The sequence below is a fragment of the Bradyrhizobium sp. AZCC 1588 genome, assembly GCF_036924735.1.
Lineage (GTDB): Bacteria > Pseudomonadota > Alphaproteobacteria > Rhizobiales > Xanthobacteraceae > Bradyrhizobium.
Map to the genome: position 1 here is coordinate 1,553,992 of NZ_JAZHSC010000001.1, position 11,999 is coordinate 1,565,990.

The window sequence follows — 11,999 nt, forward strand, 5'->3', positions numbered from 1 at the left end:
GGGTCGGCGCGCATGAGCGAAGCGAAATGCGCGACGGGGTGGGGTGATCTCTCCATTCGGGCACTGTTGGATGTGGAGAGACCGTCACCCCACCCCGCCGCTCATTTCATGAGCGTCGACCCTCCCCCTCCAGGGGAGGGTGATCGGTCATGGAAGCCTCGAATTCGCTCGTTTCTGTTCGCGAGTGATACGCAGCTCAACGCCCCCCGCCCATCGAACGCAGCACCGCTTCGCTCGGCCAGCAATCGACCTTGAGGCCAGCCGACTTCTGATACGCGCCGAGTGCCGCGCGGGTCTGCATGCCCGCCTTGCCGTCGAGCTTGTCCTTGTAGAGACCGATCCGCGTCAGATGGCGCTGCATGGCCTCGACATCGGCGGAGCGCAACTGCGTCGAGGCCGACCACGGTGTTGCGAACGGCAGCTGGCTCGTCATGCGGTCGGCGACATGGCCGACGAACAGCACATACAGATCGGAGAAATTGTATTCCTTGATGACGAAATAGTTCTTCGTCGTGAGGAACGACGGGCCGTAGATGCCCTCCACCTGCAATAGCGAGGCCGGCTGCGCCTGTTCGGCCGCACTCAGCTTTTGTCCGCGCACCGGCACAAAGCCGGCACGCAGCCACTCGGCGATCGGCTTCGTCACCTCGGGCACGCCCATGGTGCAATCGACATTGGCGGGCGCCTTGACCTCATAGGCCCAGCGCACGCCCGGCTGCCAGCCCTTGTTAACGAGCTGCCGCGCGGCGGAGGCCAGCGCGTCCGGCACCGAGTGCCAGATGTCGATCCGGCCGTCGCCGTCGAGATCGACGCCGTGATTGTAATATTCGGAGGGTAGAAATTGCGTGTAGCCGGTGGCGCCGGCCCAGGACGAACGAAAATCCTTGCGCGCCACGGCGCCCTCGCCGAGCAGCTTCAGCGCCTGGATGAATTCGGTGCGGTACTGGTCCTTGCGGCGGCCGACATAGGCCTGCGTCGCGACCACGCGCAGCGTGTCGTAAGGCAGCCGGTAGCGGCCGTAGTCGGTCTCGCGGCCCCAGATCGCGAGCACGATGTTTGCGGGAACGCCGAAGCGCCTTTCGATTTCGGTGAGCGCAGCGCGATGCTTCTGCATCAGCTTTTGCCCTTCGGCCGCCAGCCGCGCGATCGAAGCTTCCTTCAGATAATCGGCCGGCACCTGCACGAACTCGGCTTGTGCCGGGGCGCCGGTGGGGGGCCGGCCCGGCAGCAAGAGATCGGGCAGTTTGTAGTCGGGCTCCAGTCCCTGCGTCTCGCGATCGAACGTCGCGCGCGATACGCCGGCTGCCTGCGCCTCCGGCCATAGCGAGGCGATGAACTGGGTGAAGGCGGCGTCGGCGGAGAACGCCGGTCGCGACGCGCCGAGCGTCACCGCAATCACTATCAGAACTGCGGCAGCCGCCCTCGTTCGCAAAGCTGAAAATCCGATGATCGACAGACCGCCCATCAATGCGAAGTGGCGCGCTTTGCTTCGTCGATAGCCATGTTCGAGACACGGTCGACATAGGCAATGCCGATGGCCGACAGAATGAACACCGTGTGAATGATGGTCTGCCACATGACGCCGGTTTCGGTGTAGACGCTTTTTCCCGACGCCAGTGCACCGGCCTCGATGAAGGTGCGCAGCAGATGGATCGAGGAAATGCCGATGATCGCCATCGCCAGTTTGATCTTCAGCACGCTGGCGTTGACGTGGCTGAGCCATTCCGGCTCGTCGGGATGGCCCTGCAGGTTGAGACGGGAGACGAAGGTTTCGTAACCGCCGACGATCACCATCACCAGCAGGTTGGAGATCATGACGACGTCGATCAGGCCCAACACCGCCAGCATGATCTGCTGTTCGCTGAAATCGAAGGCATGGGCGAACAGATGCCACAGCTCCTTCAGAAACAGCACGACATAGACGCCTTGCGCCACGATCAGGCCGACGTATAGCGGCAATTGCAGCCACCGCGAGCCGAAGATCAACATCGGAACGGGGCGCAATGCCTTCCCCTTACCTTTCGGCGGCAACGGTGTTTCGGGGGTAAGGGACATCAGGGATGGCTCGCTCAGGATTGGAATTGCGGAAAGAGGCCTATATCTACGCAATCTGACTGCACTGTGAAGCGACAACTGGCCGCAGCGTAGATTACGGGATCGTCACGTTAGCCGGAGCTTCAGGGCAAAATAGCGGTGTGCACGACCGCGCGTGCAAATTTCCCAAGCCTGATCGTGCGGCCGCGCGCCGGGCAGCTATGGTACGACGAATACAAGGGACGCCCGCTCTCTCCAGCTTCCGAAATGAGATCGTCTCGCCGAATTACCGACTCAGCAACGTGGTGCAATGTTCTTTCCGAAGATCAACGTCAAGGCCGATCCGGTGCGGCGATGGCACCGGCCCGATCGCCATTTCTTCGCGAATGGTGCCTGCCAGGTGCTCGCCTTCGCATTTCTCGAAAGATATTCCGACCTCGGCTTCCATGCCCGATGGATCAAGCCGGCTACTGGCTACACCGGCAACCACATCTTTGTCACCGATGGCAGAAACGCGTTCGACTACCACGGCCTGACCACGGAAACACACTTGCTGTCGTTTGCTTTTCGGCGTGCCCGCCGGTTCTTTCCGGGCTGGGACGCGACGCTCGTCGATCTGCCGACAGATGCCCTGATCTCAGAACAACGCTCGCGACAGATCGAAGGGCTGTGGCTACGCGAGCCGGAGCAATTCCTTCACGATGCAATGCCCCGCGCGCAAGCATTCCTCGACAAGTTTGGTAACTTGCGAAACCGCCTGCTCACCGCGTCAACTTCTTGTCCTTCACGCGATGCGGAATGATGCTGTCTTGCCCGGACCGCCGCATCTTGTTTCTTCTCATGGTCCTGGAAGTGCCTTCGATCCACTCGACGAGGCTGTCGCCTTCGAAGTCCCGCCCGGCGTGCGCTGCCACAACAACTTGGAACCTCGCGAGACTTGCAATCGCACGAGATATAGCCATATATGGCCATATTCGAGAGGCAACCATGTCCAGCTATTCCATCGCCCAGGCGAAAGATCAGCTCTCAAAGCTGGTCGACGAAGCCTTGGGCGGCCAGCAGGTTACCATCACGCGGCACGGAAAACCGGTCGTTGAGTTACGCCCGGCAACGCCAGCAGGACGACGTGTGACCGCGGAGGACATCGAATGGCTTCGTCAATGCCGTGAAAGCTTGCCATCCTTTGATGGCGATACCGTCGCCGAAATTCGAATGATGCGCGACGATTTCTAGTGAGCCATTACCTCGACACCAGCGTTGTGGTCGCACTGTTGCTGCAGGACGCATATTCATCGAAGGCAGACGCCTGGCTGATCCGAGCAAAGCCGATCCTTCTGGTCAGCGACTTCTGCACTATCGAGTTCGCGGCCGTTGTCTCCCGGCGCGTCAGAATGAACCAACTGACGGCCGAGACCGCGAATCTCGCGCTTCGAAAATTTGACGATTGGCTGTCTCGCGCCGGCCAGATCGTGCGGTGTGCACCCGAACAAATGGCCTTGGCCGGACAGATTGTCCGTGACTTCGCCTCAAAACTCAGCGCGCCGGACGCCATTCACCTCGCGATAACGCGCCATAGCGGCGCGACGCTCGCAACATTCGACGACCGTCTGGCCGAGGCGGCACGGCGTGCCGTCGTGCCCGTCATGATCCCCGGCTGAGGATTCCCCTCACCGCGTCAGCTTCTTGTACTTCACGCGGTGCGGAATGATGCTGTCCTGGCCGAGCCGGCGCATCTTGTCCTTTTCGTAATCCTGGAAGTTGCCCTCGAACCATTCGACATGGCTGTCGCCTTCGAAAGACAGGATGTGGGTGGCGATACGGTCGAGGAACCAGCGATCGTGGCTGATGATGACGGCGCAGCCGGCGAAATCCTCCAGCGCCTCTTCCAGCGCGCGCAGCGTATCGACGTCGAGGTCGTTGGTCGGCTCGTCGAGCAGCAGCACGTTGGCGCCTGATTTGAGCATCTTGGCCAGATGCACGCGGTTGCGCTCGCCGCCCGACAGCGCGCCGACCTTCTTTTGCTGGTCGGCGCCCTTGAAATTGAACGACGAGCAATAGCCGCGCGAATTGACCTCGCGCTTGCCGAGCAGGATCAGTTCGTTGCCGCCGGAAATCTCCTCCCACACCGTCTTCTTGCCGTCGAGATCGTCGCGCGACTGGTCGACATAGCCAAGATGCACGCTCTCGCCGACGGTGATGGTGCCCTTGTCCGGCTCTTCCTGCCCGGTGATCATGCGGAACAGCGTGGTCTTGCCGGCGCCGTTGGGGCCGATCACGCCGACAATGCCGCCCGGCGGCAGCTTGAAAGTGAGATCCTCGATCAGCACGCGGTCGCCGAACGCCTTGGCGAGCCCTTCGAAATCGACCACGTTCTGGCCGAGGCGCTCGGCCACGGGAATGGTGATCTGCGCGGTCTGCGTCTGCTTCTCGCTCGCCTGCTTGAGCAACTCCTCATAGCGCTGATAGCGCGCCTTGGACTTGGCCTGACGCGCCTTCGGTGAGGACGCGATCCATTCCTGCTCGCGGGCCAGCGTCTTCTGGTGCGCGGCGTCCTCGCGGCCTTCCTGCTCGAGGCGCTTCTGCTTCTGCACCAGCCAGGACGAGTAATTGCCCTCGTAGGGAATGCCGCGGCCGCGGTCGAGCTCGAGAATCCAGCCCGTGACGTTGTCGAGGAAGTAGCGGTCGTGGGTCACGATCAGGATCGCGCCGGGATAGTTGCGCAGGTGGCCTTCCAGCCACGACACCGACTCGGCATCGAGGTGGTTGGTCGGTTCGTCCAGCAGCAGCAGCTCCGGCTGGTCCAGCAACAGACGGCACAGCGCGACGCGGCGGCGCTCGCCGCCGGAGAGTTTTGTCACGTCGGAATCGTCGGGCGGGCAGCGCAGCGCGTCCATCGCCTGGTCGACCTTGCTGTCGAGATCCCAGAGACTCGCGGCCTCGATCTGGTCCTGCAATTTGGTCATCTCATCGGCGGTCTCGTCCGAATAGTTCATCGCCAGTTCGTTGTAGCGATCGAGGATCGCCTTCTGCTTGGCGACGCCCTGCATGACGTTTTCGCGGACGGTAAGCGCAGGGTCGAGGTGCGGCTCCTGCTCGAGGTAGCCGACGCGGGCGCCCTCGGCGACCCAGGCCTCGCCGGTGTATTCCTTGTCGAGACCGGCCATAATCTTGAGCAGGGTCGACTTACCGGAACCGTTGACGCCGAGCACGCCGATCTTGGCATCCGGGTAGAAGCTCAGATGGATGTTATCGAGCACCTTTCGGGTCGGGTAGCTCTTGGTCAGACCCTGCATGAAATAGATGAATTGGCGAGCCATCGCGATCCTTGGAATCGTTGGATTTTACGGAAATTTGCTGCCGCTGATGTAGCGGCGCGGCCCCCAAAGGGCAACCGCGGCGGGGCGTTTTCCATCCGTTCACCACGGATCAATACGGGATGGTCACCATCTCCGCCGAGATCCCGACAATTGAAACTATCTTTTAATAAATCAGGCGAAAACTCGTTTTCAGCGCCGAAAAAGGCGTCTTGAAAACAAGGGCCCGCGTCATGGCTACGATCGGTTCGGCATCCCTTTCCGCCCCGGCTCATGCAAGCGCCGGACTGGCAAAACCATTGGCAGAGCTCCGCGCTTTCTGGCGCCAGTTCGTGGCCAAGGCGTTCAACCCCTACCGCCCGGAGCTATACTATATGCGCGGCCCGGGACCGGCCTGGCGCGCCAAGCATCCCGGCCAATCGAACTGAGATTTCCTGGTTTTTGAGCCTGCCCTGCATTTGAGCCTGCCCTGCGTTTAGTCCGCTTGCGCCGCTACCGATTGCGCGCAACCATGGCGACCTTTCCGACGGCGTTTCCCGCCGTCATCCTCGCCATCAACGGACCTCTCAAATGACGCGGCTGCGCTGTGCAATCCTCGACGACTATCTCAATGTGGCGCTTAAGGTCGCCGACTGGTCCAAGGTCACCGACCGCGTCGACGTCACGGTGTTCAACCAGCCGTTTGCGAACGCGGAAGCCGCTGCCGCCGCGCTCAAGGATTTCGAGATCATCTGTGCAATGCGCGAGCGCACCCCGTTCCCGCGCACCATGTTTGCAGGCCTGCCCAATCTAAAACTCCTGATCACCTCGGGCCTGCGCAATGCCGCCATCGATATGGAGGCCGCCAAGGACCACAAGGTGGTGCTGTGCGGCACCCAATGGGGCCGCGACCCGACGGCGCCGCTGACCATGGGTCTGATCCTGGAGCTGACCCGCAATATCGGCCGCGAAAACGCCCGCATGCATGCCGGCGAGCCATTGCAGGCACATGTCGGCATGGAAATCGAGGGCCGCACGCTCGGGGTGATCGGCCTCGGCAAGCTCGGCACCAAAGTATCGAAGCTGGCGCAAGCCTTCGGCATGAACGTGATCGCGTGGAGCCAGAACCTGACGCCGGAAAAGTGCAAGGAAGTCGGCGTCACTTATGTGAGCAAGGAAGAGCTGTTCTCGACCGCCGACATTGTCACCATCCATGTGGTGCTGAGCCAGCGCACGCGCGGGCTGGTGGGGCGCGATGACCTCGCGCGGATGAAACCGACCGCCTATCTCGTCAACACCGCGCGCGGGCCGATCGTCGACGAAGGCGCGCTCCTGGAAGCGCTGACGCAAAGCAAGATCGCAGGCGCCGGCATCGACGTGTTCTCGGTCGAGCCGCTACCGGTCGACCATCCCTTCCGCAAGCTCGATAACATGGTGCTGACGCCGCATCTCGGCTACGTCACCGAGGACAGTTTTCGAAACCACTATCAGCAGATGGTCGAGGGCATCGACGCCTGGTTCAAGGGCGAGCCGAAGCAGCGGCTGGCCTGAGAATGGCTCGCTCCCAACCAAAACATCGAAAACAACCCCATGCAAAGTAGCAGGTGTAGAGCCTTCAAGCTGCGTGCTGCGTGGTTGCGCCGCTGGCGACCTCTGCAAATCCCTGACGCCACGACGGACGTGCCGGCTGCCAGCCCAGCTCCCGCCTGGCCTTGGCGTTCGAGCCTGCCCGCACCTCGGTCATCATCGAAACGAGGTGCTCGCCGGCAAACAACCGGCCAAGCCAAGCCGGCACGCGAATGGGTGGCCTGGCTCCGACCAGCGTGGCAAGCGCAGGCAGCCATTCGCTGACCGGCGCCGGTTCATCGTCGACGATGTTGTAGATTTCGCCTGATATGCCGCGCTCGATAGCAGCGACGGTAGCGGACGCCGCATCCTCGACGTGGATGAACGACCACCGTCCGCCACCGCCGCCGATCAGCGGCACGTAGCGGCGGCGCACCTGTTCGATCATCGCGCGTGAGAGCATGCCGGTGTCGGGACCGTAGAACGATCCATATCTCAAGACGATCCCTTCGAGATTCGCCGAGCTGGTGACGGCGTCCTCCAGATATTGAATCGCGTCCAGCGTGCGGCGCAGTTCCTCCGGCGGATCGAGATCGAGCGGATCGGCCTCGGCCTTGATCGGTTCGTAGGTCCAGCCGCAGAAGCTCTGGGCGATGAAGCGCTTGACGCCGGCCTCGCGTGCGGCTGCCAACAGGAAATCGGTGCCCTGCGTGCGCAATCGATTGGTGCTGGCGAACGCACGATCGAAATGCCTGAGATCCGTGACCCCGGCGAGATCGGTCATCTGGTTGATGATGACATCCGGCTTCGCTGCAAGCACTGCGGCGCGAATGGCCGGCGCGTCGAGCCCATCGGCGATCACAGGTTCCGCGCCCATCCGTCTGATGATCTCGGCCTTCGCCGCCGTTCGCGTCGTGCCAACGACGGAATGACCGGCCGCGATCAGCGCGGCAACGAGTGGACGGCCCACAGCGCCAGTGGCGCCTGCAACAAAAATCCGCATGCCGAATCCTCCTGCTGCTGCCCCACAATTCTGGGCGGCAGGTAGTCGAAGGAAATGTGAATTCAAGCGCGCGAACGTGGCTGAAGGCCGCTGTCCATCCGGACTTGTTCCGCAAAGGCCAAGCCGCATCCGCGCGCGGATCGACCACAAAAAAGGCGCGCCGTGGGCGCGCCTTCGAAACGTCGTTGTGACTGAGGCTCTTACCGAATCGTGACCGGTGCAGGCAGCGGCGGCACCACCGCCGGCTGCGCACTGGGAGCGGGCGCCAGTTGGGCCTGTGCCGGTCGGGAGGCTGCTGCGGCAGCCGGGCCAGCGGCGGGCGGCGGAGCGGCTGACGCGCTTGCGGTATTGGCGGGCGGGGCGCCGCCGGGCATCACCACCACGCGGGTACCGACCTTGGCGCGCTCGAACAGGTCGGAGACGTCCTCGTTCAGCATGCCGATGCAGCCCGAGGAGACGAACTTGCCGATCGTCGAAGGCTGGTTGGTGCCGTGAATGCGGTAGATGGTCGAACCCAGATACATTGCACGTGCGCCGAGCGGATTGCCGGGGCCGCCGGCCATGAAGCGCGGCAGATAGGGCTGGCGCTCGATCATCTCTGTCGGCGGATGCCAGTCCGGCCACTCGGCCTTGCGGCTGATCTTCTGCACGCCGTTCCAGGTGAAGCCGTCGCGGCCGACGCGGACACCGTAGCGGATCGCACGTCCCCCACCGAGCACGTAATAGAGGTGGGTGTTGGCGGTATCGACGACGATGGTGCCCGCGGGCTCCTTGGTCGTGAAGGATACTTCCTGGCGGCGCAGATGCGGCGGAAGCTGCGCAGGGCCCACTTCCGGCTGCTCTTCCGGCGGCAGCGCGGCGAGTTGCACCGGCTTGCCGTCAGCTCCAACGGCGGGTTGCTGCGACTGCGGGAGCGCGCCAGTGGCGGCGGGCGCGGCCGCCGGTGCGGCGTTGATGGCCCCCGGCGGGCGCAGGCCGGCGCGGTCGTCGTTCGGATAGACGATGCCGGCGCCGGGAATGCGGCTATCGCCGCGATCCGAATAGACCTGCGGCTGCGAACCGGGCGGACGGTCCGCATAGATCACCGGCGGCGGACCGGCGGGGCGGCCGTAACGCGGATCGTCGGGCGAAAGGATCGGGCCCGTCGGCGTCGCGGCGCCACGGTCCGAATAGGCCGGGGCAGCGGCCGGGCGGCCATAGCGAGGATCGCTGGGCGACAGCACCGGGCCGGGCGGCGGCAACGCGGCCGAGCTCGGCGCGTTCGGCGCCTCGTCGTCTTCCAGTGCGTCGAAATCAGGTTCGCCGGGACGGCGTTCGTCAACCGCATAGCCACCGGGCACGTACGGTCCCGGAGCTGTCGAATAGACCTGGCCGGGGGTCTGCGGATAGCTCTGCGCATGGGCGAGCGAAGTTCCCGCCACGCCAGCGGCAATGGCGGCACAAATCGTCAAAATGCGGTTGTTCATCATCGCCTTTGTATAGACCCCAAGCCCCACCGGACGGTTAACGGCAGATGACGGAAGATCGCGGCGCATTCAAGACAAATCCGCGAGATTCGGCCCAAGCCAGTCATTTGTGATCGCAGCCAAGCTGCGGCAAAGATGCCTCAGAACGGCGGAAATCGCCGTCGGCGGGCGGTGCGCGACGTCGAACCGCAGATTTTGTAACAAAAAGCCGCCGGGCATTGAGATACTCTCAAATCGGCCTGATTCGCGCGCCCCCCAACCCTCCGCCGCATCCGGCCCGCATAGTGGTCACCGCGTTCCCTTGGCAAGCAATAACCCTTCAGAGATCAAGGAGGGTGGAACCCGAGTCCATGCTTCCCGGCTTTCGTTTCTTGTTCACCGCGATCGTACTGTCGACGTCGATACTGGTTTTTGGCCTTGGCGCCGCCGCCCTGTTGCGGGCCGCGCATGAGGAATTTGCCAATCTTCCCTCGCGACGGGCGGCGCCCGAGCCGATGTTCGCGCGCCGGAATGACGAGCAGCCGCCGACGCTGGCGCTGCTGCGCATCGACACGCCAGTCGTGGAGAAGGCCACGGAGAATGTTCCGGTCGCCGCCGCTCCGGAAGCAGCCGCGGACACCCCAGCACAGGCTGCGCCGACTGCGGACGCCAGTCCGGCTGAGCCCGAGAAACTGGCAGCGCTGAAGCTGGCAGAACCGATGCAAGCCGAAGTCGCCAGGGAAGTTGCAAAGGGAGCCGCCACGCCGGAACCTCTCGCGCGTGAGGCAAGCGCGGAGACCCCGCCCGCTCCGGCCCTCGCAGCCGAAGCTCCCGCTACCAATACGGAACTGAAGCTCGCCGCCATCCCGGAGTCATCAGGACCTTCAGCCGTGGCGACCCCGTCCCCGGCCGAGCCGGTGACGGAGGCAGCTTCACCTGAAGGCAGCCTCGCTGCGACCCGGATCGCGACGCTCGGCGGTCCCGCCGTCCTCATCGATGAAAAGACATCAGCCACGACCACGGAAGCGAAGCCGGATCGCAGCGCAATCAAGAAGCAGGCTGCACAGCGGGCCCGGGAAAAGCGGCGAATTGCGGCGGCGCGCCGCGCGCGTCTGGCACGTGAGGCAGCGCTGACTCTGCAGCAGCAGCAACCCAATCCGTTCTTTCCGCCCCCGATGACGAGCGCGACGAGGTAACGTCCAAAATTTGAGGATCAGGCCGGACCGGTCGCAACCGGGGGACCGTCGCCTGCGCCCCACTCCGTCCACGAGCCGTCATACAGCGCCGGGTTCTCGACGCCGAGACGATAGAGCGCCAGCGTCAGCACGGCGGCGCTGACGCCGGATCCGCAGCTCGTGACGATGGGTGCGTCAAGCTTCACGCGGGCGCCTGAGAACGCCGCGCGCAACTCATCGAGCGGCTTCATCGTCCCGGTCGCGGCATCGAGCAGATTGTTGTAGGGCAGGCTGAGGCTGCCGGGGATGTGCCCGGAGCGAAGTCCCGGCCGCGGCTCGGCGACCTTGCCCTGATAGCGCTCGTTGGCGCGCGCATCGATCACCTGCTCGGCGCGGGTCGCGAGGTTTTCGACCAATTGCTGCATGCTGCGCGTGCGTCGCGCATCGAACGTCGCCTTGAACTTCGAAGGCTTCGGCGTCACCTGCCCGCTCTCGACCTTGCGGCCTTCCGCGACCCACTTTTTCAGGCCACCATCGAGCACGCGCACCTCCTTGCCGAACGATAGAAACATCCACCACACCCGGGGTGCGGCGACCCAGCCGCCGGAATCATAGACCACGACGGTGTCGTCATTGCCGATCCCGAGCGCGCCGACGTCGCGGCCGAATTGCTCGGCGGGAGGAAACATGTGCGGCAGCGGATTGGAATGGTCGGACACCGCATCGACGTCAAAGAACACAGCGCCCGGAATATGCGCGGCGAGATAATCGTCTTTCGGCAGCGGCATCACGCCCGGCATCTTGAACGTGGCGTCGACGATTTTGACGTTGGAATCGTTCAGGTGTGCGGCGAGCCAGTCGGTGGTGACGAGCGGGTCAGTGCTGGTGGGCATAGTGCAAAATCCTTGGTGTCATTCCGGGGCACGCGAAGCGTGAACTAGGGGGCGCGATTGCGCCCCTGAGAATCTCGAGATTCCGGGTCTGGTCCTTCGGACCATCCCGGAATGACGCGGAGAACTTACCCCTTCTTCTTCGGCTCCCATTTCTCGACCGGACCGCCGGCGTCGCGCCAGGCGGCGAAGCCGCCGCCCATATGCGCAACCGGCTTCAGGCCCATGTCCTGCGCGGTCTTGGCCGCGAGCGCCGAGCGCATGCCGCCGGCGCAATGGAAGATGAACTTCTTGTCCTCCTGGAAGATCGGCTTGGCATAGGGGCTTTGCGGATCGATCCAGAATTCCAGCATGCCGCGGGTGCAGGAAAACGCGCCGGGAATCTTGCCCTCGCGTTCGATCTCGCGGGGATCGCGGATATCGACGATCACGACGCCCGGATCCTGCGCGGCCTTGATCGCCTCAGTGGCGCTGACAGTCTCGATCTCGGCATTGGCTTCGTCGATCAGGGATTTGATGCCGCGGTGAATGGTCTGGGGCATTTGTTGCGCCTTTGTTGTTGCTCGACGTTCGTTGTCTTCCCGCCCGTCATT

The 11,999-nt window shown here is 63.5% G+C and carries 13 protein-coding genes; 6 read left to right on the plus strand and 7 right to left on the minus strand.

Translation table 11 applies throughout. From position 1 onward, the window contains the following. Positions 1–196: 196 nt before the first annotated feature. Positions 197–1,465 (minus strand): lytic murein transglycosylase, encoded by a 1,269-nt coding sequence (locus V1277_RS07260; RefSeq protein ID WP_334415603.1) that lies wholly within the window; start codon positions 1,463–1,465, stop codon positions 197–199. Further along, positions 1,465–2,055 carry a TIGR00645 family protein gene (locus V1277_RS07265; RefSeq protein WP_028347030.1) on the minus strand — a complete coding sequence of 197 codons (591 nt, stop codon included), beginning with the start codon at positions 2,053–2,055 and terminating at the stop codon, positions 1,465–1,467. Before V1277_RS07265 ends, V1277_RS07260 begins: the two co-directional genes overlap by 1 nt. A 289-nt stretch (positions 2,056–2,344) precedes the next feature. On the opposite strand from V1277_RS07265, the gene V1277_RS07270 reads away from it, so the two are divergent. The 3 genes from V1277_RS07270 to V1277_RS07280 all read left to right on the plus strand — a co-directional run bounded on the left by V1277_RS07270 (position 2,345) and on the right by V1277_RS07280 (position 3,692). Further along, positions 2,345–2,836 (plus strand): hypothetical protein, encoded by a 492-nt coding sequence (locus V1277_RS07270; RefSeq protein ID WP_334415604.1) that lies wholly within the window; start codon positions 2,345–2,347, stop codon positions 2,834–2,836. A gap of 185 nt (positions 2,837–3,021) precedes the next feature. Further along, positions 3,022–3,267 (plus strand): type II toxin-antitoxin system Phd/YefM family antitoxin, encoded by a 246-nt coding sequence (locus V1277_RS07275; RefSeq protein ID WP_334415605.1) that lies wholly within the window; start codon positions 3,022–3,024, stop codon positions 3,265–3,267. Beyond that, positions 3,267–3,692, plus strand: a complete 426-nt coding sequence (locus V1277_RS07280) for a type II toxin-antitoxin system VapC family toxin (protein WP_334415606.1) — start codon at positions 3,267–3,269, stop codon at positions 3,690–3,692. The genes V1277_RS07275 and V1277_RS07280 overlap by 1 nt, the downstream gene beginning before the upstream one ends. A 9-nt stretch (positions 3,693–3,701) precedes the next feature. Here V1277_RS07280 and ettA read toward each other — a convergent pair whose 3' ends face one another. Continuing rightward, positions 3,702–5,351, minus strand: coding sequence for an energy-dependent translational throttle protein EttA (ettA, locus tag V1277_RS07285; RefSeq protein ID WP_334373527.1), 1,650 nt, complete (start codon positions 5,349–5,351; stop codon positions 3,702–3,704). 230 nt (positions 5,352–5,581) lie between these two features. Between ettA and V1277_RS07290 the strand changes: the two genes are divergently transcribed. After that, entirely contained in the window at positions 5,582–5,776 is a 195-nt protein-coding gene (locus V1277_RS07290) for a hypothetical protein (protein ID WP_334373525.1), read from the plus strand. 142 nt (positions 5,777–5,918) lie between these two features. Beyond that, positions 5,919–6,878: a D-2-hydroxyacid dehydrogenase family protein gene (locus tag V1277_RS07295; protein ID WP_334415607.1), complete on the plus strand. Its 960-nt coding sequence runs from the start codon at positions 5,919–5,921 to the stop codon at positions 6,876–6,878. 64 nt (positions 6,879–6,942) lie between these two features. On the opposite strand, the gene V1277_RS07300 is transcribed toward V1277_RS07295, so the two are convergent. Next, positions 6,943–7,896: an NAD-dependent epimerase/dehydratase family protein gene (locus V1277_RS07300; protein ID WP_334415608.1), complete on the minus strand. Its 954-nt coding sequence runs from the start codon at positions 7,894–7,896 to the stop codon at positions 6,943–6,945. Positions 7,897–8,096: 200 nt separating this feature from the next. Next, positions 8,097–9,365 (minus strand): L,D-transpeptidase, encoded by a 1,269-nt coding sequence (locus V1277_RS07305; RefSeq protein ID WP_334420304.1) that lies wholly within the window; start codon positions 9,363–9,365, stop codon positions 8,097–8,099. 347 nt (positions 9,366–9,712) lie between these two features. Between V1277_RS07305 and V1277_RS07310 the strand changes: the two genes are divergently transcribed. After that, positions 9,713–10,537 carry a hypothetical protein gene (locus V1277_RS07310; RefSeq protein WP_334415609.1) on the plus strand — a complete coding sequence of 275 codons (825 nt, stop codon included), beginning with the start codon at positions 9,713–9,715 and terminating at the stop codon, positions 10,535–10,537. A 17-nt stretch (positions 10,538–10,554) separates the two neighbouring features. On the opposite strand, the gene sseA is transcribed toward V1277_RS07310, so the two are convergent. Continuing rightward, on the minus strand, positions 10,555–11,409 hold the full coding sequence (gene sseA, locus V1277_RS07315; protein WP_334415610.1) for a 3-mercaptopyruvate sulfurtransferase: 855 nt from the start codon (positions 11,407–11,409) through the stop codon (positions 10,555–10,557). 125 nt (positions 11,410–11,534) lie between these two features. Then, positions 11,535–11,948: a rhodanese-like domain-containing protein gene (locus tag V1277_RS07320; protein ID WP_334373516.1), complete on the minus strand. Its 414-nt coding sequence runs from the start codon at positions 11,946–11,948 to the stop codon at positions 11,535–11,537. Positions 11,949–11,999 lie beyond the last annotated feature (51 nt).

Excerpts from the sequence above, each read along its gene's own strand:
- V1277_RS07265 (WP_028347030.1), bottom strand. The coding sequence starts at position 2,055 with ATGTCCCTTACCCCCGAAACACCGTTGCCGCCGAAAGGTAAGGGGAAG.
- V1277_RS07310 (WP_334415609.1), top strand. The coding sequence starts at position 9,713 with ATGCTTCCCGGCTTTCGTTTCTTGTTCACCGCGATCGTACTGTCGACG.
- V1277_RS07275 (WP_334415605.1), top strand. The coding sequence starts at position 3,022 with ATGTCCAGCTATTCCATCGCCCAGGCGAAAGATCAGCTCTCAAAGCTG.
- V1277_RS07300 (WP_334415608.1), bottom strand. The coding sequence starts at position 7,896 with ATGCGGATTTTTGTTGCAGGCGCCACTGGCGCTGTGGGCCGTCCACTC.
- V1277_RS07305 (WP_334420304.1), bottom strand. The coding sequence starts at position 9,365 with ATGATGAACAACCGCATTTTGACGATTTGTGCCGCCATTGCCGCTGGC.
- V1277_RS07295 (WP_334415607.1), top strand. The coding sequence starts at position 5,919 with ATGACGCGGCTGCGCTGTGCAATCCTCGACGACTATCTCAATGTGGCG.
- sseA (WP_334415610.1), bottom strand. The coding sequence starts at position 11,409 with ATGCCCACCAGCACTGACCCGCTCGTCACCACCGACTGGCTCGCCGCA.
- V1277_RS07320 (WP_334373516.1), bottom strand. The coding sequence starts at position 11,948 with ATGCCCCAGACCATTCACCGCGGCATCAAATCCCTGATCGACGAAGCC.
- ettA (WP_334373527.1), bottom strand. The coding sequence starts at position 5,351 with ATGGCTCGCCAATTCATCTATTTCATGCAGGGTCTGACCAAGAGCTAC.
- V1277_RS07270 (WP_334415604.1), top strand. The coding sequence starts at position 2,345 with ATGTTCTTTCCGAAGATCAACGTCAAGGCCGATCCGGTGCGGCGATGG.
- V1277_RS07290 (WP_334373525.1), top strand. The coding sequence starts at position 5,582 with ATGGCTACGATCGGTTCGGCATCCCTTTCCGCCCCGGCTCATGCAAGC.
- V1277_RS07260 (WP_334415603.1), bottom strand. The coding sequence starts at position 1,465 with ATGGGCGGTCTGTCGATCATCGGATTTTCAGCTTTGCGAACGAGGGCG.